The sequence below is a fragment of the Arthrobacter sp. H35-D1 genome, from assembly GCF_030063185.1.
Lineage (GTDB): Bacteria > Actinomycetota > Actinomycetes > Actinomycetales > Micrococcaceae > Specibacter.
In genome coordinates this window covers 1-21,955 of sequence record NZ_JASISP010000003.1, presented here as the reverse complement: position 1 = coordinate 21,955, position 21,955 = coordinate 1, and the positions used below count along the sequence as shown (strand labels likewise).

At 64.0% G+C, this 21,955-nt stretch carries 23 protein-coding genes; 9 read left to right on the top strand and 14 right to left on the bottom strand.

Annotated features, from left to right (window positions below; genetic code table 11):
- Positions 1-2 precede the first annotated feature (2 nt).
- Together purQ and purL are read left to right on the top strand one after the other, a co-directional pair.
- The gene (purQ, locus tag QMG25_RS05300; protein ID WP_283457979.1) at positions 3-755 is read left to right on the top strand and encodes a phosphoribosylformylglycinamidine synthase subunit PurQ; all 753 of its coding nucleotides are present in this window, start codon (positions 3-5) and stop codon (positions 753-755) included.
- Positions 756-3,074, top strand: a complete 2,319-nt coding sequence (gene purL / locus QMG25_RS05295) for a phosphoribosylformylglycinamidine synthase subunit PurL (protein WP_502866355.1) — start codon at positions 756-758, stop codon at positions 3,072-3,074. It begins immediately after the preceding gene.
- Between the two features lie 208 nt (positions 3,075-3,282).
- Here purL and QMG25_RS05290 read toward each other — a convergent pair whose 3' ends face one another.
- The 8 genes from QMG25_RS05290 to QMG25_RS05255 all read right to left on the bottom strand — a co-directional run bounded on the left by QMG25_RS05290 (position 3,283) and on the right by QMG25_RS05255 (position 9,085).
- Positions 3,283-3,861, bottom strand: a complete 579-nt coding sequence (locus QMG25_RS05290) for a DUF1990 domain-containing protein (protein WP_283457976.1) — start codon at positions 3,859-3,861, stop codon at positions 3,283-3,285.
- Positions 3,845-4,246: an MmcQ/YjbR family DNA-binding protein gene (locus tag QMG25_RS05285; RefSeq protein ID WP_283457974.1), complete on the bottom strand. Its 402-nt coding sequence runs from the start codon at positions 4,244-4,246 to the stop codon at positions 3,845-3,847. The genes QMG25_RS05290 and QMG25_RS05285 overlap by 17 nt, the downstream gene beginning before the upstream one ends.
- Positions 4,243-4,812 carry a dihydrofolate reductase family protein gene (locus tag QMG25_RS05280; protein ID WP_283457972.1) on the bottom strand — a complete coding sequence of 190 codons (570 nt, stop codon included), beginning with the start codon at positions 4,810-4,812 and terminating at the stop codon, positions 4,243-4,245. Before QMG25_RS05280 ends, QMG25_RS05285 begins: the two co-directional genes overlap by 4 nt.
- Before the next feature lie 10 nt (positions 4,813-4,822).
- Positions 4,823-5,704: a polysaccharide deacetylase family protein gene (locus QMG25_RS05275; protein WP_283457970.1), complete on the bottom strand. Its 882-nt coding sequence runs from the start codon at positions 5,702-5,704 to the stop codon at positions 4,823-4,825.
- A gap of 64 nt (positions 5,705-5,768) precedes the next feature.
- Positions 5,769-6,185, bottom strand: a complete 417-nt coding sequence (locus QMG25_RS05270) for a CoA-binding protein (RefSeq protein WP_283457969.1) — start codon at positions 6,183-6,185, stop codon at positions 5,769-5,771.
- Positions 6,186-6,249: 64 nt separating this feature from the next.
- Positions 6,250-6,762 carry an SUKH-4 family immunity protein gene (locus QMG25_RS05265; protein ID WP_283457967.1) on the bottom strand — a complete coding sequence of 171 codons (513 nt, stop codon included), beginning with the start codon at positions 6,760-6,762 and terminating at the stop codon, positions 6,250-6,252.
- A gap of 61 nt (positions 6,763-6,823) precedes the next feature.
- Positions 6,824-7,630, bottom strand: a complete 807-nt coding sequence (locus QMG25_RS05260) for a carbon-nitrogen hydrolase family protein (RefSeq protein WP_283457965.1) — start codon at positions 7,628-7,630, stop codon at positions 6,824-6,826.
- 162 nt (positions 7,631-7,792) lie between these two features.
- On the bottom strand, positions 7,793-9,085 hold the full coding sequence (locus tag QMG25_RS05255; RefSeq protein ID WP_283457962.1) for an adenylosuccinate synthase: 1,293 nt from the start codon (positions 9,083-9,085) through the stop codon (positions 7,793-7,795).
- A gap of 383 nt (positions 9,086-9,468) precedes the next feature.
- Between QMG25_RS05255 and QMG25_RS05250 the strand changes: the two genes are divergently transcribed.
- From QMG25_RS05250 to QMG25_RS05235, 4 genes are all read left to right on the top strand, one after another.
- Positions 9,469-10,212, top strand: a complete 744-nt coding sequence (locus tag QMG25_RS05250) for an SDR family NAD(P)-dependent oxidoreductase (RefSeq protein ID WP_283457959.1) — start codon at positions 9,469-9,471, stop codon at positions 10,210-10,212.
- Positions 10,205-10,726 (top strand): MarR family winged helix-turn-helix transcriptional regulator, encoded by a 522-nt coding sequence (locus tag QMG25_RS05245; protein ID WP_283457957.1) that lies wholly within the window; start codon positions 10,205-10,207, stop codon positions 10,724-10,726. Before QMG25_RS05250 ends, QMG25_RS05245 begins: the two co-directional genes overlap by 8 nt.
- Positions 10,723-11,538, top strand: a complete 816-nt coding sequence (locus tag QMG25_RS05240) for an SDR family oxidoreductase (protein WP_283457955.1) — start codon at positions 10,723-10,725, stop codon at positions 11,536-11,538. Before QMG25_RS05245 ends, QMG25_RS05240 begins: the two co-directional genes overlap by 4 nt.
- A 395-nt stretch (positions 11,539-11,933) precedes the next feature.
- Positions 11,934-13,478 carry a DHA2 family efflux MFS transporter permease subunit gene (locus QMG25_RS05235; protein WP_283457953.1) on the top strand — a complete coding sequence of 515 codons (1,545 nt, stop codon included), beginning with the start codon at positions 11,934-11,936 and terminating at the stop codon, positions 13,476-13,478.
- Positions 13,479-13,589: 111 nt separating this feature from the next.
- Here the strand turns inward: QMG25_RS05235 and QMG25_RS05230 are convergent, their stop codons facing one another.
- Together QMG25_RS05230 and QMG25_RS05225 are read right to left on the bottom strand one after the other, a co-directional pair.
- Entirely contained in the window at positions 13,590-13,937 is a 348-nt protein-coding gene (locus QMG25_RS05230; RefSeq protein ID WP_283457950.1) for a TfoX/Sxy family protein, read from the bottom strand.
- A complete protein-coding gene (locus QMG25_RS05225) occupies positions 13,934-14,641 on the bottom strand; it encodes a winged helix-turn-helix transcriptional regulator (RefSeq protein WP_283457948.1) in 708 nt (235 codons plus the stop codon). The genes QMG25_RS05230 and QMG25_RS05225 overlap by 4 nt, the downstream gene beginning before the upstream one ends.
- 82 nt (positions 14,642-14,723) lie before the next feature.
- Here QMG25_RS05225 and QMG25_RS05220 point away from each other — a divergent pair, with 82 nt between their 5' ends.
- Both QMG25_RS05220 and QMG25_RS05215 read left to right on the top strand, forming a co-directional pair.
- Entirely contained in the window at positions 14,724-15,101 is a 378-nt protein-coding gene (locus QMG25_RS05220; protein ID WP_283457946.1) for a nuclear transport factor 2 family protein, read from the top strand.
- Positions 15,102-15,160: 59 nt separating this feature from the next.
- The gene (locus tag QMG25_RS05215) at positions 15,161-15,721 is read left to right on the top strand and encodes a DinB family protein (RefSeq protein WP_283457944.1); all 561 of its coding nucleotides are present in this window, start codon (positions 15,161-15,163) and stop codon (positions 15,719-15,721) included.
- 96 nt (positions 15,722-15,817) lie between these two features.
- On the opposite strand, the gene QMG25_RS05210 is transcribed toward QMG25_RS05215, so the two are convergent.
- Genes QMG25_RS05210 through QMG25_RS05200 form a run of 3 tightly spaced genes read right to left on the bottom strand, consistent with a single transcriptional unit; the run spans position 15,818 to position 20,525 of the window.
- Positions 15,818-18,577 carry a multicopper oxidase domain-containing protein gene (locus tag QMG25_RS05210; RefSeq protein ID WP_283457942.1) on the bottom strand — a complete coding sequence of 920 codons (2,760 nt, stop codon included), beginning with the start codon at positions 18,575-18,577 and terminating at the stop codon, positions 15,818-15,820.
- A complete protein-coding gene (locus QMG25_RS05205; RefSeq protein ID WP_283457940.1) occupies positions 18,574-19,725 on the bottom strand; it encodes a DUF8744 domain-containing protein in 1,152 nt (383 codons plus the stop codon). Before QMG25_RS05205 ends, QMG25_RS05210 begins: the two co-directional genes overlap by 4 nt.
- Positions 19,722-20,525, bottom strand: a complete 804-nt coding sequence (locus QMG25_RS05200; protein ID WP_283457937.1) for a helix-turn-helix transcriptional regulator — start codon at positions 20,523-20,525, stop codon at positions 19,722-19,724. Before QMG25_RS05200 ends, QMG25_RS05205 begins: the two co-directional genes overlap by 4 nt.
- 74 nt (positions 20,526-20,599) lie before the next feature.
- On the opposite strand from QMG25_RS05200, the gene QMG25_RS05195 reads away from it, so the two are divergent.
- Positions 20,600-21,367, top strand: coding sequence for a DUF2249 domain-containing protein (locus tag QMG25_RS05195; RefSeq protein ID WP_283457936.1), 768 nt, complete (start codon positions 20,600-20,602; stop codon positions 21,365-21,367).
- An 87-nt stretch (positions 21,368-21,454) separates the two neighbouring features.
- Here the strand turns inward: QMG25_RS05195 and QMG25_RS05190 are convergent, their stop codons facing one another.
- Positions 21,455-21,880 (bottom strand): DUF3151 domain-containing protein, encoded by a 426-nt coding sequence (locus tag QMG25_RS05190; RefSeq protein WP_283457934.1) that lies wholly within the window; start codon positions 21,878-21,880, stop codon positions 21,455-21,457.
- Positions 21,881-21,955: the final 75 nt, after the last annotated feature.

The window sequence follows — 21,955 nt, the reverse complement described above, 5'->3', positions numbered from 1 at the left end:
CCATGACAGAAACTCCCTTGATTGGCGGGGCCTTCCAGGCTCCTGTTGATTCCCGTCTGGCGGGTGCCCGCATCGGCGTAGTGACCTTTCCCGGCACCCTCGATGACCGAGACGCAGTCCGCGCCGTGCGCCTCTCCGGCGCCACCGCCGTCGAACTTTGGCATGCCGATACCGCCCTGGCCGATGTTGACGCCGTCATCATCCCCGGCGGCTTCTCCTATGGCGACTACCTGCGCGCAGGCGCCATCTCCCGATTTGCTCCCTTGATGGCCCAGATCATCGACGCGGCAAACTCGGATGCCAAGCTGCCCGTGCTGGGTATTTGCAACGGCTTCCAGATCCTGACCGAAGCACACCTTTTGCCAGGTTCCATGATCAAGAACGACCACTTGAAGTTCCTGTGTCGCGATCAGGTGCTGCGCGTGGAAAACAACGCCACCGCATGGACCAACGCGTACGCCGCGGGCCAAGACATCACGGTTCCGCTGAAGAACCAGGACGGCCAGTACATAGCCGACGAAAAGACCCTTGACGCCCTTGAGGCCGAGGGCCGCGTGGCGTTCCGCTACGTGGGCCGCAACCCCAACGGCTCACGCCGCAACATTGCCGGTATTTCCAACGCCGCCGGCAATGTGGTGGGCCTTATGCCGCACCCCGAACACGCAGTGGAGACCGGATACGGCCCCGCCCACACCGGCACCGATGGCCTGGGCTTCATCACGTCGGTGCTGAACACACTTCTGGGAGACAAATAAATGAGCGAGATCGCTACCGACCCCGCGAAGAAATTCAACATCGACACCGTTGAAACCGCTGCAGCCACCCCCGAGGTGGAGCTGCCGTGGGCCGAGCTTGGCTTGAAGCAAAACGAGTTCGACGACGTCGTGAAGGTTTTGGGCCGCCGCCCCACCGCCGCCGAGCTGGCCATGTACTCCGTCATGTGGAGCGAGCACTGCTCCTACAAGTCCTCCAAGAACCACCTGCGCCAGTTCGGTGCAAAGGTCACCGAGGAAATGAAGAAGGACATGCTGGTGGGCATTGGCGAAAACGCCGGCGTCACCAACTTGGGCGACGGCTGGGCCGTGACGTTCAAGATTGAGTCGCACAACTCCCCCTCCATGATCGAGCCGTACCAGGGCGCCGCAACCGGCATTGGCGGCATTGTCCGCGACATCATCTCCATGGGTGCACGCCCCGTGGCCGTGATGGATCCGTTGCGTTTTGGTGCCATCGACCACCCCGACACCGCCCGCGTCATGCACGGGGCGGTGGCCGGCATTGGCGGCTACGGCAACTCCTTGGGCCTGCCAAACATTGGCGGCGAAATGGTCTTTGACTCGGTGTATCAGGGCAACCCGCTGGTCAACGCACTGGCCGTGGGCGTCATGCGCCACGAGGACATTCGCCTGGCCAACGCTTCCGGCAAGGGCAACAAGGTGGTGCTCTTTGGCGCCCGCACCGGTGGCGACGGCATCGGCGGGGCCTCGATCCTATCCTCGGAATCTTTCGATGACACGAAGCCTTCCAAGCGCCCCGCCGTGCAGGTGGGTGACCCCTTCGCCGAGAAAGTGCTCATCGAGTGCTGCCTGGAACTGTTCAAGGGTTCCCTCGTCGAAGGCATCCAAGACCTCGGTGCAGCAGGCATTTCCTGCGCCACGTCCGAGCTGGCCTCCAACGGCGACGGCGGCATGGAAGTTGAGCTGACGTCCGTACTACTGCGCGATCCCAGCCTCACACCGGGCGAAATTCTCATGTCCGAGTCCCAGGAACGCATGATGGCGGTGGTCTCCCCCGCGAACGTGGCAGCCTTCGAAGCCGTCATGGACAAGTGGGCCGTGGAGTATTCCTGGCTCGGCGAAGTCACCGACACCGGACGCTTGATCATCAAGTGGGACGGCGCAGTCATTGTGGACGTCGACCCCCGCACCGTGGCGCACGATGGACCGGTTTATGACCGCCCCTACGCTCGGCCGGAATGGCAGGACGCGCTTCAAGCCGACACCTTCACCGGTTCCGTCCACGACGGCGGCCGGCCCTCCTCAGCCGATGAGCTCAAGGCCGCCGTGCTGGAACTCATCGCCTCCCCCAACATGTGCTCAAAGGACTGGATCACCAACCAGTACGACCGCTACGTGGGCGGCAACACTGCCATGGCCTTCCCCGACGACTCCGGCGTGATCCGTGTCGACGAGGAGACCGGGCTGGGCGTGGCCCTGGCCACCGACGCCAACGGCCGCTACACCTTCCTGGACCCGTACCACGGCGCCCAGCTCGCCTTGTCCGAGGCCTACCGCAACGTCGCCACCTCCGGCGCCATCCCCATGGCAGTGTCCGACTGCCTGAACTTCGGCTCCCCCGAAGACCCGGACGTCATGTGGCAGCTGGCCGAAGCCATCCGCGGGCTCTCCGACGCCTGCATGGTGCTGGGCATCCCGGTCACAGGAGGCAACGTCTCGCTGTACAACCAGACCGGCAGCACGCCCATCCACCCCACCCCCGTGGTGGCAGTGTTGGGCAAGTTCGACGACGTTGCCCGCCGCACGCCGTCGGGCTGGGCTGAGGACGGGCAGGCCATTTACCTGCTCGGAACCACCGCTAACGACATGGACGGCTCCGAGTGGGCCAACCTGCGCGGACACCTCGGAGGGCTCCCGCCGGCCGTAAATCTGGAGCGCGAGCGTGAATTGGGCGAAATCCTCATCAACGCCTCCCGCGACGGCATGATCGACTCCGCCCACGATCTCTCCGAAGGTGGCCTCGCAGCAGCCCTGGTTGAGTCGGCGCTGCGTTTCAACACCGGCGCACGCGTTGCCCTGGACGAAGTTGCCGCCCGCGACGGCGTCGACACGTTCACGTTGCTGTTCTCCGAAACGCAGGGACGCGCCATTGTGGCTGTGCCGCGCTCCGAGGAAGTCCGCTTCAACGACATGTGCACCGCCCGGCGGTTCCCGGTCTCCCGCATCGGAGTTGTTGACGCCGCCGGCGGCGCACTCGACCTGCAGGGCCTGTTCACTGCCCCGCTGTCTGAACTCCGTGAAGCACACGAGGAGACGCTGCCGAAGTACTTCGGCTGACCACACGCTGTGGGTCCGCTCAGAATACCCCGGTCAGCTCATCTCGAAGCCGGCCGGGGTTTCTTTCTGCGCACAGTTCATGGTGGGCCGGGCGCCAGTGCAGAAGCGGCCCTCGCGTTCGCCACCAACGAAGCGCACAAAGCCCGTCTCTACGTTCCGGGTGGCATCTGCAGCCACGGCGTGGCCCGCTCAAGGCAGCAAACAGGCGCTAAAAGCCGCCGGTCAGTGAGCGGGCGGCATGCTGATAAGAGCGGGTCACACCGGCCTGGGCGAGTTTTGTGACGGGCGATCCCAACGCAAAGATCAGCCCGGCGGGCTTGCTGAACGCCAAGAGCCTGAACTGCACACGGCCGTCGGCGCCCATCATGGCGATGAACGCCTCCTCGCCCAGGGCAGGATGTCCGGGCAAGGTTCCGTAACCGAATCCGGCCATCCGAACCTCCGTGCCGTCGGGGCCCGGCGCCAGCTGGGGCTCCATGGCCCACACGACTTCACAGGGCACGGGCAGCCGGAGATTGCCCACCCCAAATCCGCTGACCACGCGCGCCCCCACCACGGCCCGCGGCGGTGCTGCAACCGTCAAACCGGCACCCTGCTGGATCTCCCACCCCAGGATGCCCTCGGCCAGGGCCGAAAAAGCCGCTCGTCCGTGGCCCACTGACACCGTCTTGTCCACATGGCCGAAGCCCTTGGGCCACTGGCCGGTGCCGGCCCGCTTTTGGGCCATCAACCGTGTGAGCCCCATGAACGGGTAGTCGAGGCGGTCTTGGCTAGCTTTTGGCGACATGTGCGCTCCATTTCAATGCTTCTTGCAGTTTCTTCGGCAACCCAGCCACCACCAGGTCGTAGGAGTCTTCCAGCATCTCCAGCACCATTTGCTCGTCCACCAGAGAGGTGTCAACAGTGTTCCAGTGCCGTTTGTTCAGGTGGTAGCCGCCGGTAATTCCAGGATTTCCCGCCCGAAGGGCAGGGGCCAGTTCGGGGTCGCACTTGTAACTGATGCAGAGTGGCTCCCCGTCCAGATCGCCCAGGGCAAACACTTTCCCGGGCCGTTCTCCTCCTCCGGGGGCCTTGACCTTGAAAACACTTGTTTCGGGCCCAAACGGGAAGTCTTCATAGGCCCCGGCCATCGCCAGCGCCGCAGTCCGCAGTGTCCCGGCCGCAATGCTCATGGCTTGCTCTCCCGCCGCTGGACCGAGTACGTGAGCACGGCAAACTCTCCCTGGTGGCTGGCGCTGTGCAGCTTGAGCCGATCAGCCCCCACATTTCGTGGCAGCAGGGGCGCTCCCGCGGCCAGTGTGGCCGGAGCAAGGGTGACAACCAGGTCGTCAAGGGATCCGCAGTCCAGGAACTGCCCGGCCAGGTCCCCGCCGCCCACCACCCAGACGTCGCGCGAGCCTGCCGCTTCCGTGATTTCCGCCAGCACCGCGGCCACGTCGCCGTTGACAAACCGGACGTCCGCGCCGTCGGGCACGGGAAGCGTCCTGCTGGTGAAGACGTAGGTGGGCCTCGAACCGTAGAACTGCTGCCACTTGTGGGGTTCGGCCAGCAGGTTTTCCGCTTTCAGCACCCACTCGTAGGTCGAGGACCCCTCCACGAAGACGCCCACGGTGTCCATGAACCCCGCCATGTCCGGTCCGTCGGTGTCATCCACGGCAAAGAGCCATTCCAGCGAGTGGTCTTGATCCGCCAGAAAGCCGTTCAGGGTGGCGGCCGTATAATACACAAATCGCGTCATGGCATCCACGCTACCGGGTGGCCAGGTAGTCCTCGAGCAACACGACCTTCAACCCCGCCGCTTTCTGCGCCGCCGTGAACGCGGCCAAATCTTCGGCGAACTCGGGACGGAAGTGCATCAGGACAATGTCTCCGGGGCGCAACCCCGCCCCCACCTGATAATCCATGCCCTTGGCATTGGCCTTGGCTTCCCAGTCAACAAGGGCCTTCATCCCACAGGCCGCGGCGGCTTGTCGGGTGGCTTGGGTGTAAGGCCCGCCGGGCGGCCGAAAGAACACGGGCCGGCGCCCGTAGTGCTGTTCGGCGTAATCGGCCATGCCGCAGATTTCGGCCTTTTGCGCTTCATAGCCCAGCTGGATGAAGCCCAGATTGTGGCTCATGGAGTGGTTTTCCACCAAGTTCCCTGCATCCGTGAACTGCTCGAAAAACTGCGGGTCCCCGGCGATGAACGTGTTCGCCAGGAAAAGGGACGCGTGGATGCCGTTCTTTTCCAACAGCGCCAGGTCCGATTCCCGCTTCACGGCGCCGTCGTCAAGCGTCAAGAACACCACGTTTTGCTCGGTGGGAATCTTTGTCAATACCGGGACCATGCCGTCTTCAATGGGCGGCAGGACATAGTCGGGGACCAGCCCGTCCAAGGTGTCCACGCGCCCCGTCGCCGGGTTTGTCGCTGCTGCACTGCTGGGCATGGACGACGTCGAACCTTGCCCAGGGTCCTCCGGTCCGGCTGCCGCCGTGGTGCGGGCAGCGGTTGCCGGGCTGGCGGCCGGACCGGCGCCGGTGGATGCGGCCACCCACCAAATGCCGGCTGTCACCAAGACAGCTGCAAAGGCAAGGCTGATGAATCCGATCAAGCGGCCCGCGGGGCGGGATCGGCGAAAATGGCGTGGCATATGTTTTTCGTGGCGCCTTTGTGGTTCGTGGTGTGGTCAGCGGGGAAGCGGGGAAGCGGGGAGCCTAGAAGCCAATTCTTGCAGCTTCGATCTTGGGGCAGGTGTCCATGACGACATCCAGGCCGGCTTGCAGTGCCCGTTTGGCCGCCGCCTCATCCACCACACCCAGTTGCAGCCACACCGCCTTGGCACCCACGGCAATGGCTTGGTCCACCACCGGCCCAACTTTCGCGGAATTGACGAAGCAGTCCACCACATCGATGCGCCCGGGCACCTCTGCCAATGTTTGGTACCCCTTGGCGCCGTGCACGTCGTCGCCCTTGAGGCTGACGGGGATGATCTCATGGCCAAGTTCCTGCTGCAGGAAATACGAGACATCAACGGCAGGACGCAGCGGGTTCCTGGAAAGTCCCACCACGGCCCATCGGCCCGGTGTTGAAAGCAAGCGCCGGATGGTCTGCGGATCATTGATTTTTGCCATGTTTGAAGCCTAATCCCAGCGAGGCGTGGATGCTGCGCAGTGCCACCGGCGGTTCGCCTGCTGCTCAGGCTCCCACAAAAGTCTCGTCGACGCCGGGCCTGTCATTGTCCCCCGAATCCGACTCCGGATCTTCTTCCTCGACCGGGACGTCGTCAATGTCGACATAGTCTTCGTTGGTGAGCTCGTCCGTGTACAACGCCCAGAACTCATTGCTGGCAGCGGCCTGCGGATCCAAAAGTTGCAGTTGTTCCTGAAAGGACTTCTTCACGGCGGAAAAATCTTCGTCGTCTTCCGGTCCCACGGTGTCGCTGTCGATGGAATTCCAGGCGGCCACAATGGCAGGCAAGGTGGCTAGGGAAGAGGCCATGAGGCTTTCTTCGTCTTCGCAGACGTAGAGGACGGCACCGCTTTTGCGGTTCACCACCACGAACTGGAAGTCACCGTCGTTGCACACCACGGCCCGGCCTGCGGCGTCGTTGTTAAAGGGGGGTTCGAGCCATTGCCCGTCCAGCGGCATGTCCTCCAACCCGGCTGGATGCATGGGCTTCAAAACCGACCAAATCCTGGTGTCGTTCATGATTTCCTCCTGCTTCTAGACCTGACACTAATCACCGCCGTGGGCCACGTCAACGAGAACTTTAGGCCACCGGTGCCACCACTGAACTACTTTCAAAACGACGGTTGCGCAGCACCGGAAGGAACTCGCGGACTTCTTCAATGCGCCTGTGCGTCACATCGGCCGTGGCCAAGCCCTCGGCTTCTTCCTCAAGGAAGTCAACGGGGAGGCCCATGGGGTCAAGGATCACCGAATGTCCTATGCAGTGGTCGCTTGAGGTCCCCGCCGCCGCCATCCACACGGTGTTTTCAATGGCACGGGCCTTCAACAGCGTCTCCCAGTGGTCCACTTTGTGTTCGCCCTTGAACCAGGCCGCGGAAACACAGATCAAGTCCGCTCCGGAAAGGGCAAGCGTGCGGGCCATCTCGGGGAAGCGGATGTCGTAGCACGTCATGATGCCGACCTTGAAGCCACCAATTTCCACGACCGTGATGCCCTTGTCGCTGGGCTTGATCCGGTTGGATTCCTGGTAGGAGAAGGCATCGTAGAGGTGCAATTTCCGGTACGTCCCCAAGATCTCGCCATCGGCGTCCACCGCCACCACGGTGTTGTAGGGGCGTGCTTCTCCGCTGGATTCATAGCCGCCGGCAAGGATGGCAATCCCGGTGTCCGCGGCCGTCAACGACAACCCCTGCACAAAGGTTGTCCACTGTGCATCAACGGCGGCGGCAAAGTCGCCCACCACCTTGCCCACGGAGAACATGGCCTCTTCCGGGAACAGGATCAGCTTGCTGCCCTCCTGTGCCGCAGCGGCGGAAAGCCGGCGCATGGTGGCCAAGTTTCCTGCAACATCCGCACTTGGATTGAACTGTCCAACACTGACTTTCATGGCCGTGGGTCCTTCCGCCGGGTTCCTATGCAACCAGCCTAGTCCTTCCCGGGCGGCCATGGTCGCCGGCTGAAATTGCGTCCACTAAAACGGACAAGGACGACGCCGGACCCCAAGTTCCGCCGTCGTCCTTGCCTTGCGTTTCAGCTGGCCAGGTGTTGGTCAGCTGGTGGGGATCAACTCGTGGCGCACGATGGTCTGGTCCCTGTCGGGCCCGACGCCGATGGCCGAGATCCGGGTGCCTGACATGCCTTCAAGGGCCAACACGTAGTTGCGCGCGTTCTCGGGCAGGTCCTCCATGGTGCGGGCCGTGGTGATGTCTTCGGTCCAGCCCGGGAAGTACTCAAAAATGGGCTTTGCGTGGTGGAACTCGGTCTGCGTCATGGGCATTTCATCGTGCCGCACCCCGTCGACGTCGTAGGCGACGCACACCGGAATCTGCTCGATTCCCGTGAGCACGTCGAGCTTGGTGACGAAGTAGTCCGTGAAGCCGTTGACGCGCGAGGCGTGGCGGGCAAGGACGGCGTCGTACCAGCCGCAGCGGCGCGGACGGCCGGTGTTGACACCGAATTCGCCGCCGGTTTTCTGCAGGTAGAGGCCCATCTCATCAAACAGTTCTGTGGGGAACGGCCCGGCGCCCACGCGGGTGGTGTAGGCCTTGATGATGCCCACGGCGCGCGTGATGCGGGTGGGGCCAATGCCCGAGCCCACGGAGGCGCCGCCGGCGGTCGGGTTGGAGGAGGTCACGAACGGGTAGGTGCCGTGGTCAACGTCCAGGAACGTGGCCTGGCCGCCTTCCATGAGCACAACTTCCCCGCGGTCAAGGGCCTCATTCAACACGAACGTTGCATCAATGACCATGGGGCGCAGGCGCTCGGCGAAGCTGAGGAAGTACTCAACAACTTCCTCGACCTCAACGTCGCGGCGGTTGTAGACCTTGACCAGCAGCTCGTTTTTTTGCTTCAGCGACCCTTCCACCTTTTGGCGCAGTATGGACTCGTCAAAGACGTCCTGGACGCGGATGCCCAGTCGGGCCACCTTGTCCATATACGCCGGACCGATCCCGCGGCCCGTGGTGCCGATGGCGCGCTTGCCCAGGAAACGCTCCGTGACCTTGTCCAGCACCTGGTGGTACGGGGCCACCAGGTGGGCGTTGGCGGAAACTCGCAGCTTGGAGGTGTCCGCGCCGCGGGCCTCAAGGCCGTCGATCTCCTCGAACAACGCCTCAAGGTTCACCACGCAGCCATTGCCGATGATGGGTGTTGCGTTGGGGCTCAGAATACCTGCGGGAAGGAGCTTGAGCTCATACTTCTCACCGCCCACGACGACGGTGTGCCCGGCATTGTTGCCGCCGTTGGGCTTCACTACATAGTCGACCGAACCACCCAAAAGATCCGTGGCTTTGCCTTTTCCTTCGTCACCCCATTGGGCTCCGACGATTACGATTGCTGGCATGGGACCCTCCCCCTTGCTCATAAGTTGATCCGGGCGCTGCAGAATTCGGCGATTGCCGTGCACCGTTCGGACACGAAAATACCCCTTGGAAACCACTTGGCGGAACGTGTGTGCGCGAAACGCGCCGCTGTCCACGGCCAAGCGAACAAGGGGGCCTTGCCTCTGGAGTTTACCGGAACGTCGCCGAAAGGTGCACATTGGCCCCGCCGACGCCGCCGGCCGGACACATCGGCGGGGCAAACGGCACGGGTTCCCGCAGCCATGCACGGAGTTTTTCCGCCAGTCAAGAATTTTACTGTCTTTCCGACAATAAAACTGTATACTGTCGTTAGGACAGTAAATGGTATTGCCCGCACGGATCAAACCTTCCTCAGGAGAACATCATGAGTTTCGAAAACCAAACTGCCGTTGTCACTGCTGCGGGTGCAGGGATTGGACGTGCCATCGCCCTCCGCCTTGCCGCCTCCGGTGCCGCCGTCGTCGTCTCTGACATCAACGACTTGGCGGGAACGGAAACAGTGGACCTCATCACCGCAGCTGGCGGACGGGCCGCCTACAAGCGCGCCGACGTCAGCAAGGGAAGCGACGTTGCCGCCCTGATGGACTTCACGGTCGAGACCTTCGGCAGCTTTGAATTGGCCGTGAACAATGCCGGAATCGGCGCCATGCCCACGCCGGTGGAAGAAATTTCCGAGGCGGACTGGGACCGCGTCATCAACGTGACGCTGCGCGGCACCTTCCTGTCCATGAAAGCCGAGATCGCACACTTCCGCGCCAACGGCAGAGGCGCCCTGGTGAACATCGCCTCGATTGCAGGCATCACCGCCACCCCCCAGCTGACCCCCTACGGGGCATCCAAGCACGGCGTCGTCAGTCTCACCCGCAGCGTGGCCCGTGAAAATGCCGCGCACGGCATCCGCGTCAATGCCGTGGCCCCGGGCGCCATCGAGACAGCCTCCCTGGCGGCGCTGCCCGATGAAGCCAAGGCCGGTTACGCCGCCGAAGTCCCCATGAAGCGACTGGGCCAGTCCGAGGAAATTGCCAACGTCGTTGCCTGGCTGCTCTCCGAGGAAGCAAGCTTCGTCACCGGCGTTACACTGCCCGTCGACGGAGGGACCAGTGCCTAAGGAGGGCCGCTACCAGGATGCCCTCCTGACGTCGCTAACCCGCATCATCGGGCAGTGGACGGCCCCCGACTTCCTCACCGGGGTGGTGGCCCGCGAGGGCGTGGAACTTGACTCAGGAGCCATCACCACCATCACGCTGTTGTCCGCCGACGGACCGCAACGGCCCTCCTTGTTGGCGCACCACATGGTGACGGGCGCCTCGAACATCAGCAAGATAGTGGCCCGCCTGTCTGCGGCAGGACTGGCGGAGCGCATCCCGGACCCGGCCGACGCCCGGGCGCAACTCATCAAGCTCACCCCGGCCGGACAGCGCGTGGCCAACACCTTCGTCCGCGCCGGGGACGGCCTTGTGGACGACCTGCTGACCGGCTGGTCGCCGCAGGACCGTTGCGAGCTGGTCCGGCTGCTGCAAAAGCTGGAGAAATCCACCATCAACTTTTCCGAACAACTCCGCACCACCCATTCAACGCCTGCCCCACAGGGAACAGGCGACAACGAAGGAGCAATGCAATGACCACCACCCCCAGCAACGAAACATCCGCGTCCAGAACCTACATTGTCACCGGAGCGGGATCCGGCATCGGGGCGTCCACTGCAGAGTTGCTGCGTCAACGCGGAGAAACGGTCATCGGGGTGGACTTGAAAGGCGCCGAGGTGGAAGCCGACCTGAGCACCCCCGAAGGCCGCGCCGCTGCCGCCGCCAAGGCCGTGGAGCTGGCCAATGGCAGCGTCGACGCCGTCATTGCATGCGCAGGCATCTCCGCTCCCATCCCGCTGACCGTGAGCGTCAACTACTTCGGTGTCACCGAATTCCTCGAGCACCTTGCACCCACTCTGGCCAAGAGCGCGAGCCCGCGCGCCGCCGTCGTCAGCTCCATGGCATCACTGCAGCCAAACTCCTCCGAGCTCGTTGACGCACTGCTCGCCGACGACGAGGCTGCAGCCGTCGCCGTTGGCGCAGCACTGGCCGACAAGGGCCCGGAAGCCGGCTACCTGAACTACCCCTCCAGCAAGCGTGCCCTAAGCCGCTGGGTGCGCCGTGAATCCATCACCCCGCGCTGGGCAGGTGCCGGCATCCCGCTGAACGCCGTGGCCCCCGGCACCGTCATCTCCCCCATGACCACGCAGCTTCTGGCCACCGAGGAAGGCCGTGCGATGGTGGACTCCCACGTTCCCATGCCGCTGAACTACCACTCGGAGTCCGTTGTCATCTCCCGACTGCTGGCTTGGCTGACAAGCGAAGAAAACACCCACGTCACCGGCCAGACCATCTACACCGATGGCGGCGCCGACGCTTCACTGCGCGGGGACAACATCTGGGACTAATCCCCTGCGTTTTTTAGCTTCCACACTTCCAAAGGGGAGCAGTCGGCCATGGTGTGTGTATACCTTGCAGCCAGCAGCCCGGTCGGTGTACAAAACAGCGTTGCAGGGCCCGTGTGCTCCCCAAAGCGGCGAGCGGATCCAACTACAACGGCGAATCAACAGGGGGGTTGGTGGCTGACGGCCCCGCGATTCGTAGCGGTTTTTGAGCATCCACACTACAAAACGTGACCAGACCGCAATCATATGAAAAAACAATGCCGACTGCTCCCCTTTCGATTTCAAAACCAGCTTGGCAGGGCCGTGGATCTCCCAAATGCGCCGAGCTGATCCAAGGACACGAGCGAATCAACCGGTTGGTTGATGGCTCACTGCCCCGTGATAAGTAGCGTGGAAGCATGCAGGAGCACACGAGCAGCGAACACAACGGCAGTGGCGTAGTGGCGGAAACCCCACGGAACAAGTGGGCCGGTCTGGGTGTTTTGGCAACCGGACTCTCCATGATCGTCATCGACGGCACCATCGTTGGCGTCTCGCTGCCCACGATCATCGCCGATCTCCACCTGGACCTGAACGAAGCCCAGTGGGTCAACAGCCTCTTCTCTGTGGTCTTGGCAGCGCTGTTGCTGACCAGCGGACGCCTCGGCGACAGGTTTGGCCGTCGCCGGCTGTTTATGCTCGGCGTGGTGGTGTTCATGGCAGGGAGCATCTTTGCCGCCCTCTCACAAGACGCCGGATCCCTGATTCTCAGCCGCGTACTCCAAGGCGTCGGCGGAGCAGCTGTGCTTCCCTCCACACTGTCAAGCGTCAATTCAACCTTCTTTGGCAAGGATAGGACCACCGCTTTTGCCGTCTGGGGTGCCGTCATCTCCGGCATGGCCGCCATCGGTCCCTTGCTTGGCGGCTGGTTGACCTCCTCCTTTGCTTGGCAGTGGATCTTCATTGTGAACATCCCGCTTGGCTTGGCCGTCTTGGTGGGGGCGGTGCTTTTTGTCCCGGAAACACACGCACCGCAGGACAAGGTGGGGCTTGATGTGCTGGGCCTGCTGCTGAGTGCCTGCGGCTTTGGCCTCTTTGTTTTTGCCTTGATTGAAGGGCCTTCCCTTGGTTGGTGGTCGGCGCAGGGTGCCATGGCCCTGGGACCAATCACGTGGCCGGCCGATGCGGCCATCTCCATCGTTCCGATCACACTCGCTGCCAGTATCGTCTTGCTGGCGGGATTCGTGCTGTGGGAAAGGCGCCGGGCCACCATTGACCGCTCGGCGATTTTGGATCTGGGCCTGTTCAAGGTGCGGACCTTTTCATGGGGCAACTCGGTTGCGGCCACGGTGGCGATCGGGGAGTTCGGCCTGCTGCTTGTGCTGCCGCTGTATTTGATCAATATCCTGGGCTTGGGCACGCTCAACGCTGGTTTCGTGCTGGCAGCCATGGCGCTGGGCGCCTTTTTCTCCGGCGCCTCGGCACGACACTTGGCAGCCCGGCTCGGCCCGCCCACAGTTGTCATCATTGGCCTGGCCCTGGAAACTGTCGGTTTGCTGCTTCTTGGACTGTTCATGACGAACACCACGTCCGTGTGGCTCATCGCCGCGCTGCTCGTTGTTTACGGCCTTGGGCTGGGGCTGGCATCGGCACAGCTGACCGGCACTGTTTTGGCGGATATTCCGACGGCTGTTTCAGGCCAAGGTTCGGCCACCCAAAGCACTGTCAGGCAGCTGGGTGCGGCATTGGGATCGGCCATCATGGGCAGCGTCTTGGCACACTTTGCCGTATCCCGAAGCACGGAGCTGCTCGCGGCCGTCCCGGACGTCCTCTCCAATCAGATTGGCGCCTTGGCCACACAGCTCCGCGATTCCGCCGGCGGCGTGGTGCCCCAACTGGCGCAGGCAGGCACCACAGGTCCGCTGGGCGACGCCGGCCCTGCCGCCGCTGCCAACCCGGGGTAGACCGCCACAGCTGCACTTCACGCGCGGTGCATTTGAAGCCGTCAGCACATCAAGCGCAAAACACATCAAGCGCGATGCGCGCCAGGCACTGGGCACTGGGCACTGGGCACTTCAACTGTCCAGGCTGCGCACGTAGTGCAGTGCCTCCGAGGCGAGGGCAGTCCATGTGTCCAGCGTGGTGTCAGGGCTGGTGTGTGCGGGAATCTCCACCCACTCGCGCAGGGTTCGAGTGCCCATCGTGACAGGTTTGGCACTGCCCTCCGAGGTGAGCTCATTCGCGCGGGAGCGGGGCAGCTTCACGATGAGGTAGTCGCCGTGTCCCAGGAACGCGAAGATTTTGGTGCCCGTGCGCAGTCCGGGGCTGCGGAACATCGTGCCGATTTCCACCGGGCCCTCTGCGGCCAGCAGCTCTCCCACCGCGTGAAGCATCTCGAGCGAAGTTCCTGGTGGCGTTGTCATCGTGGTCCTCCATCTTTCGTGGGCCCGCCCTGGGCCGATCGATTCAGTGGGGATTCATTTGGGGCAGTAGGCATGCCGCCGATAATCCGGCGAACCGCAGCAGCATCCCCGTCGATCAAAAGCCCCGAGCTGCTGGAGGCCTCGAGCGGCAGTTGACCCGTAAAAAGCGCCACGAGGGCTGCTGAATCGCCTGTGACAGTGGCAACGGGATCCACAGCGGGGTGGCTTGGTGCCACGTGCACGGTTCCGGAATCGGCGGTGATGTCACACCCGTCGTCAACCGTTCCGACACGCACCACAACGCGGCCGCTGTGGGGCTCGTTGTCCCGGCACAGGCCACGCAGGGGAAGCATCAGCCAGTGGGCCCGAAAAGTGTCTTGCGCTTCATCCGCTGCCATCAACGGCGCACCCCACTTCACGAATTCACGCACCACGCCTTGCAGCGCGGCCCCTCGCGCAGTCAGTGTGAAGGCGGTGGCATGCGCGGGCCGTGGCAACGCTGTGCGCCGCACCAGCCCGCTGTCCTCCATCTCCCGCAGGCGCTGCGCAAGGAGGTTGCTCGCGATGCCCGGGAGACCGCGCTGCAAATCGGAGTAGCGGCATTCACCCAGCGACAGCAGCTCACGCACAATGAGCAGCGTCCATCGGTCCCCGACCAGATCCAAGCCCCGCGCAAGCGCGCAATACTGCCGATATGTCTTCACCCATCAAGACTAAAGAGGATGCTTGACTATTTCAAGCATTCACTTGAGAATTTCAACTATCAACTATCACTTTGGAGGAATCATGTCACCCACCATCAGCGGCTCGTCCCCACTCCATCGCTACTATGCGATTCTCACCGGCGGCGCCGAACAATACGGCGAGGGCCGGGACCTTCTTCCCCTGTTGAGCGACGATTTTGTTTTCAACGGTCCCATCGCCGGCCGGGTGGAAGGCGGACAGCCATTCACCCACGGCGTGAAGGGTTTCATCGCGAACGTCCAAGACATCACCGTTCTTCAGTTCGTCACTACCCCGGAGGCGGCAGCGGTGCTCTACGACGCAACCTTCCCCAACGGCACGGTGCGCTTCACGGAATTCTTCACGTTCGACGGCGATCTCATCAGGGAGCTCCATCTCCAGTACAACGCCGGCGAGTACCTTGCCGCGGGCGGACAATAGGTCCCGTCGGGTTCAGAAAAGGGTGGCGCGAACGGTTGGCGTAGGCGAAAATGACCAGCATGACGCAAAAGCCAACCCGATGGACAAAGTCATCCGTCCACCCGGACATGTGGGTTGACCCGGATGACGATCCGCGAGACACCGGTGAAGCAAGCCCGAACGGCGAACTGGCGACCCTGCACAACTATCTGTCCAACTATCGGCTGACACTGGGCATGAAGTGCGCAGGGTTGGAGCCGGAACAGCTGGCTCGCCGGTCCGTGCCTCCCTCCACCATGTCCTTGCTCGGCCTGCTCCGTCACCTTGCCGAGGTGGAACGAGACTGGGGAAACTGGATCACCTCCGGGGATGTGTTGCCAAAAATATACGGCCCAGGGGGCGCGGATTTCGACGGCGCCATCGCCGATCAGACGGTTGTCGACGCCGCCTACGCGGACCTCATGCGCGAACAGGCCGCGACCGACGCCCTCTTGGCCGAGCACCCGAATCCGGATGACCGCCTGGGCAAGGCAGGCATCGCCGTCCGGGAGTTGCTGGTGCACAGGATCGAGGAGTACGCCAGGCACTGCGGGCATGCCGACCTGCTGCGCGAATGCGTCGACGGCCGCGTCGGCCAGTAAGGGTCCGGCATGCAGGACGGACCGGATGCAACGTACCGACTCGTCCGGCAGTGCCGTCCACACCGCGCCGTCCACGCAATGCAGTCCAACCGGGTGTCACTTCGCGATCTGGAACACCCCGCTGGCGCCGCGTTCGGCGTCGAGCATGCTGTGCGAAACAAAGGGGTAGTTGCCGGCCTCCGGGAACGCGAGTTCCACAAATCCGCCCTGCCCCGGTGCCAGCGGCAGGACCTGCGCGCCGGCGGCCGGGTCGGAGCCGTCAATCAAGTACCGACCCTCGCTCCAGACCGTGTCGAACTGGCCGCCCACCACGTGGAAGGACGACGCCCGGTTCGGCCCGGCGTCGAGCACCCAGATCCGCACCCGCTCGCCCGCCTTGGCCGGCAGCGGGCGGAACTTGTACTGGTTCGCATAGCCGTTGAACACCACGGCGTCGGGCTTCTCCGCTTGGATTTTCGCCAAGTCGGCCACGCCGCCCTGCCCTCCGGCGTAAAGCTCGGACTGGATGAGCACGTATTCCTTCTCCACCTTCGGCAAGTTGGGCGGGTCAATGACCACGGCGCCAAACATGCCGTTGGCGATGTGCTGGCTCATGGGCATGGTGCTGCAGTGGTAGAGCCAGATTCCGGCGCGGGTGGCCGTGAAATTGTAGGTCAGCGACTCCCCCGGATTGATGGTGCGCATGGGTTCGTCAGGCGCCAGCGCCCCGGCGTGAAAGTCGATCGAATGTCCCATGGACCCGTCGTTGCTCAGCGTGATCTTGAATTTGTCCCCCACCTTGCCGCGCAGGGTCGGCCCGGGTGCCGTGCCGTTGAAAAGCCACAGGCGCTGCGTGACCCCTGGTGCCACTTCGCGTTCCTCCTCGGTGACCTTGATGGCCACTTCGTGCACTGTTCCGGAGGGCAGTGGCGGCAGCACGGCGTCGTGGGCGGTGAATTCTGCGCCCGGCTCCTTCATGAAGTCAAAGGCGGCGGGCTCGCCCGAATTCCCGCCGTGGTCCATGCCGGGCATGCTCCCGCCGGGCATGGTCTCGCCGGGCATGCTCTCGCCGGGCGCGGCCGGCGGCGCTGCAGCTGCCCCGCCGGTGGCCACAATGCTGAACACCATGCCCTGCTGCTTGTGTCCCACCACGCTGCACCAACCGGCCACGTCGGCGCCAATCACGCCCGCGTCGATGGTGGCTTTCTCGCCCGGGTATAGCCGCCCGGATTCTGCACCCATGGCCGTGACGAGGTCGTGCACCATGTTGTCTTCATTGACCAGGTTGATGACAAGCTTGTCCCCCACCGGCACGTCCACCTTGTCCGGGTGGAAGCGCATGTTCTTCATTGTCATCTCCACCGTGGTGGTTTGGCCCGTGGCCGCGGCGGCAGGCTGCTGCACCACCCCGGCAAACCCCGGCATGGACTGCGGATCGGCAATAATCCCTGCCACAATGACAAGCACGACGACGGCCAGTGCGGTGGCGCCCTGACCCAACCTCCTGCGCGGGGCCGGGTCATACGCAGCTGTGGGCGCCGCAGCAGCGCGCGCACTCCTCGGCTCAGCTGCGGAGGGCTTGTCCGGCTGCGCTTTCGGGGTTCCTTTCGGGACTGCGGGAGCTTTGCTGAACAGGGCCAAGCCGAGCAGCGGCAGGAACCAGGCCAGAGCGCCAAACACCAGGAACGTGGTTCCCACGCGCACCAGGCTGGGCACCGGGAGCAGCGAGACCACAAGTGCGGCATTGGCCAGCACCACACGAAACCAGCCGGCCTTGTCCAAAATGGCAGTGCGATGCTTGAGCACCGCGGGCCCGCCGCCCAAAACAACGGGCACCAGGTACGTCAACGCAGCTCCGAGCACTTGGGCGGCAAAACCTGCGGCAAGCACGGGGACCACCGACTCGATCCCGCGCTGCAGTGCCTCCCAGCTGCCCGCCGTAAACGTTGGTGCCAGCAGCCAGACGAGTGAAACCAGCAGCCACAACAGCCCGGCAATGGCCGATAGCGGGGCGAATGTCGTGGGTTGCTTCGAGCGCACCACCTTGGCCAACGGCACGCAAATATAGATGACGCCGCCCAAGTAGATGGCCAGCCCCACCGAACACAGGAACATGACCCCGGCGGCGGCTCCGGCAGCCGTGAGCAACACCCCGGACAGCAGCGGGACAGCACCGTGGCGCGCAACGGCTTCGGCGCCGTCGGCCACTCTTGTGCGCAGCATGGTGGGCAGCAGCGTCATGAGTGTGCCCAGCACCGTCAGCCCTACAAAACCCAGCACGTTCACTACCAGGTGCACCAGCAACAGCCGGACATGCGCTTCGCCGCTGACGCCGGATGCCAGCGCAGCCCCCACGCCTGCACCCACCGGCAGCAGCAGGCACGCGGCCACGTAGTACCAAACGGTGGGGCCAAACCGGGACGGCAGCGCCTTGCGGGCCCGCAGCCCCAGGACCACTGCGTGGGCGGCAACGGCCAGCCCAACACCGATGCTGCCTATGAGCGTCAGGACCCACACATTCAAGATCATTGACACCACCACGAGGGTCACCGCCACGTTCAAGCCGATCAGCCGCGCCGCCATGCCCCGGTTGCCGGGATTCGGCCCGCGCAGCAGCGCCTGAGCGAAGTGCCAGCTCCAGACAAGGATGGAATTGGTGACGGCCCCGAGCAGCAGCAGGTGCACCATGAGCCAGCCGGACACGGCAATGTTGCGGTGGAACAACACCACAACCACCAGCGCCAGCAGCCAAAACACTGCCGGGGCGTTGGCGCGCAGGTGCCAGGCGGCCCGGTTCATCGGTGTCCTGCCGGCGGTGGCCGGAGTTGGGCCCGACGTTGGACCCGGGCCTGGGATGGGTGCGGAGCCGATGTTCACGCTGCTGCTTTCTGCGCATGGGTGGCCTGCCAAACCGCCATGACGGCGAACAGCAGGATGGAAATGACGTTCAGGACGCCGCCGGTGACCCACGCGCCGTTCAGGCCAGCGCCGTCGCCCAATCCCAAGCGTAGGGCCAGGGATGCGTGCAAGAGTCCCGCCGGCAGCCAAAACCCGGAGGTGTAGGGCAGCGGTTTGCGCAGCACGGCGGGCAGGATGACAGGTGCGTGGGCCATGATCATGGAGATGGTGAAGCCCAGGAACACTGCGTGGACGGCGACGTCGTACGAGGCCCCGGTCAGTGGCCCGTCATGCAGGGCCAGCACGACGCCGGCAATCGCCAACCAGCTGTAGCCCGCCAGCAGGCACGCGGCAATGTAGCGCGGCAGGCCTTGGGAGCGGATGGTTTTGCGGGCGGCGTCGTACACGGTGAGCCAGCCGACGAGGGCCAGCAGCAGCACCCCGTAGAGCGGGTAGCCGGCGGACGGCCACAGCAGTGTGGCAGTGGTGGCGGCCAGCAGGGCGAACGATGCGGCGAGCAGGAGCGGTTCGGCCTTGGGGCTGTTGATGCCGATCCGCGCCAGTTCCAGCCGTTCGCCGGCGATGGTCAGCACTACATAGGTGATGAGGAACGGCAGCAAGTGCGGGATGCTGGGCACACGCAGCCACAGTGCCGCAGCAGCCACGGCTGAGACCGAGCCGAGGATCTGGATGAGCACCACGTTGTCGTATTGACGGCGCCACAACGGGATGTAGACAACCGTCATGGCGATGGTTCCGGCCAGCAGAACGCTCTTGCCGATCCACAGCTCAAGGGGTGAAATCATCAGCAGTCCGGCGACGCCCAACAGCGCCGGTGCGGCGTAGCCCCATGCCTTGTTCAAGGCCACGGAGCGCTCCAGCGAGATGACGGTGCCTACAAAACTGAGCACCAGCAGCATGCCGTGGACTTGGGGGAAGCGGTCGATCTTCAGCGGGGCGTCGGCCCCCAAAAGTTGCAGGCCGGCGTTGAGGCCAATAAGCAGTGCCGCGCCCGCAGGCAACAGGAACATCATGCGGAAGGCGGGCCGGCGCAGCATGGTTGGTCGGCGGGGGCTGCGGGTGTCGGCTTTGACAGGTGCAACGCCAGCCGGCCTGGTGGAAGTCATGGGGCAGCGGGCCCCGCTTCGATCTTCGCCGCGTTCGCGGCTGCATCCTTCGCGGGTGCGATCGAGGGCATGTGCAGGGTGCAGATGCCGGGACCGGCAAACGGCAGCAGCGCCACGTTCTCCTCCGGCAGTCCGCTGCCTGCCATCAGTTCCTTGACCAGGCCGAGGTGAACGGCACACACCACGTCGGGGTTTTCCCGTGCTGCCTCGACAATGGGGCAGACGGTGAGGGTCAGTTCGGTGGCGTCACGGTTCTTTTGCACGCCGAATCCTGCCTGCTCAAGGGCCGTGGCCACGCGGCTGCGGGTGGCTTTGGCTCCAGCGGCCGACAGTTTGGCGCCGTCCCGTTTGGCACCGCTGGCCTTTGGCTCGTCACCGTTGATCCTTGGACTGGCTGGTGGCATGGCGCGAGCCCAGGCGCGGCCGGCCGCTTCACCTTCGGCTGTCGGGTTTTCGCTGTGGGTTGCCAAGTGCTGGGCCAGGGCCGCGGCAAGGGCCGCATACCCCACGGGCCCGGCGGGGGCGGGTGCCGGCCGGTACAGCCAGGCCGGCCTGCCCCTGCCTTCCTTGGGGGCTGCGGCCTTGGTGGCATACCCGTCCTCGACAAGTGCCTCAAGGTGTTCGCGTGCAGTGTTCGCGTGTTGGCCCGTCTGCAGGGCGAGTTGTTCCACGCTGAGCGTGCCGTCAATTGCGCGCAGCCTGGCAAGCACCGCCGCGCGTGCCTTGGATATGGGCGCAACGGCGTCACGGCCTCCGGGCCGGGGGCCATATGACGTCGGCACAAGACTTTTATTTTCCACAGGATTAAGTGTAGTAATATAGTCGCAGAATCGCCATTCGCCACAAATTCGTGCAGTCATGAAAGGTTTTCACCGTGAATAATCTTGTTCTCGCATCCTCCTCCACAGAAGCTGCGTCCTTGGAAGACGCCCGCACCCGCCTGGCTGAAGCCGCCGGAACCGTGCTCACCCTCGGCGGCAATCTTGTGGCGGCCGCGACAAATCCTGCGGGCGAAGAATTGGCCCAAGCAGATCAAGGTGCCCTGGTTGACTTCGCCGAAATGGAACTGCTGCCGTTGGCTGCCGCTCTAGCCGGTGCCTTCCAAACTGCTGACCTGAGTGATGATTCCCTCAAGCTGGTCGCCTCGCTGGCCACCGCACACAGCACCAGGCTGGTCTCCGCAACGAAGGAACTGGAAGTCCAGGAATACCCCGTCAACATGGTTCATGCCGGCGGCCGCCTCCAGGAAGCCGTAGCAGTATTCGTGGATCAAGCCAGCGAACTTGTCCTGCCCGCCTTGGCTCAAAACCCCGGCGTCACACTCTCACAGGTGCTGCCAGCCCACACCGCCACTGTCGCCACTGCAAGCGAAGTTCCGGCCCAGGGCGGCTGCGCCTGCGGCGGGCACGACGAGCCCGGCCTGTCCGAGCTGGACACCCGCGTCATTCCCCACGCCATCCGCCACGCCACCATTTTCGGCGCTTTGGAAGGGCTCACCACCGGCCGCGGCATCCTGCTGGTCGCCAACCACAACCCGCTGCCGTTGCTGGCCCAGCTGGAACAGCGCGCGGCAGGCAAGTTCACGGTGGACTATGTGGAAAACGGCCCGGAACTGTGGAAACTGAGCATGGTGCGCAACTGACTCCCGCACCTGCGAACCAAACAAGCCCAAGCCAAACAAAAAATGCCGCCGATCCGTGCAGGATCGACGGTATTTTTTTGTTGGAACTTACAGTGCGGCTTCGATCGCGGCCGCGGCCAGCGGATCGGAGTCGTTGAGGAACGTGGCAATGCGCGCAGCCTCGTCCGCTTCGCCAATGGCGCCTGCGGCACGGCCCAGCGCGTACAACGCACGCAGGAAACCACGATTTCCCTCATGCGAGTGCGGCACCGGACCAGTGCCGCGCCAACCGTTGCGGCGCAGTGAATCCAGGCCGCGGTGATAGCCGGTGCGGGCATAGGCGTAAGACTCGATGGTCCGGCCTTCCGCGTAGGCCTCATCTGCCAGAATGGCCCACAACAACGAGGATGTGGGATTTGCAGCAGCCAGGTCGACCGCCTCGTCCCCTGCATCCAAACGAGCCTGAACATCCACCTCGGCCGGGAGCAGCGTGGGCTCCGGTCCGAGGAGGTTTCGCCGGAAATCTTCGCTCATATTACTTAAACGTCTTGCCAGCGGAACCGAGCTGCCGGGCAGCTTCGACAACGCGGGCGGACAGGCCCTTTTCAG

Coding starts and splice junctions, on each gene's coding strand:
- QMG25_RS05240 (WP_283457955.1), top strand. CDS start 10,723: ATGACCACCACCCCCAGCAACGAAACATCCGCGTCCAGAACCTACATT.
- QMG25_RS05235 (WP_283457953.1), top strand. CDS start 11,934: ATGCAGGAGCACACGAGCAGCGAACACAACGGCAGTGGCGTAGTGGCG.
- QMG25_RS05250 (WP_283457959.1), top strand. CDS start 9,469: ATGAGTTTCGAAAACCAAACTGCCGTTGTCACTGCTGCGGGTGCAGGG.
- QMG25_RS05220 (WP_283457946.1), top strand. CDS start 14,724: ATGTCACCCACCATCAGCGGCTCGTCCCCACTCCATCGCTACTATGCG.
- QMG25_RS05270 (WP_283457969.1), bottom strand. CDS start 6,185: ATGGCAAAAATCAATGATCCGCAGACCATCCGGCGCTTGCTTTCAACA.
- QMG25_RS05205 (WP_283457940.1), bottom strand. CDS start 19,725: ATGACTTCCACCAGGCCGGCTGGCGTTGCACCTGTCAAAGCCGACACC.
- QMG25_RS05285 (WP_283457974.1), bottom strand. CDS start 4,246: ATGAGCATTGCGGCCGGGACACTGCGGACTGCGGCGCTGGCGATGGCC.
- QMG25_RS05275 (WP_283457970.1), bottom strand. CDS start 5,704: ATGCCACGCCATTTTCGCCGATCCCGCCCCGCGGGCCGCTTGATCGGA.
- QMG25_RS05190 (WP_283457934.1), bottom strand. CDS start 21,880: ATGAGCGAAGATTTCCGGCGAAACCTCCTCGGACCGGAGCCCACGCTG.
- QMG25_RS05260 (WP_283457965.1), bottom strand. CDS start 7,630: ATGAAAGTCAGTGTTGGACAGTTCAATCCAAGTGCGGATGTTGCAGGA.
- purQ (WP_283457979.1), top strand. CDS start 3: ATGACAGAAACTCCCTTGATTGGCGGGGCCTTCCAGGCTCCTGTTGAT.
- QMG25_RS05280 (WP_283457972.1), bottom strand. CDS start 4,812: ATGACGCGATTTGTGTATTATACGGCCGCCACCCTGAACGGCTTTCTG.
- QMG25_RS05290 (WP_283457976.1), bottom strand. CDS start 3,861: ATGTCGCCAAAAGCTAGCCAAGACCGCCTCGACTACCCGTTCATGGGG.
- QMG25_RS05230 (WP_283457950.1), bottom strand. CDS start 13,937: ATGACAACGCCACCAGGAACTTCGCTCGAGATGCTTCACGCGGTGGGA.
- QMG25_RS05215 (WP_283457944.1), top strand. CDS start 15,161: ATGACGCAAAAGCCAACCCGATGGACAAAGTCATCCGTCCACCCGGAC.
- QMG25_RS05255 (WP_283457962.1), bottom strand. CDS start 9,085: ATGCCAGCAATCGTAATCGTCGGAGCCCAATGGGGTGACGAAGGAAAA.
- QMG25_RS05265 (WP_283457967.1), bottom strand. CDS start 6,762: ATGAACGACACCAGGATTTGGTCGGTTTTGAAGCCCATGCATCCAGCC.
- purL (WP_502866355.1), top strand. CDS start 756: ATGAGCGAGATCGCTACCGACCCCGCGAAGAAATTCAACATCGACACC.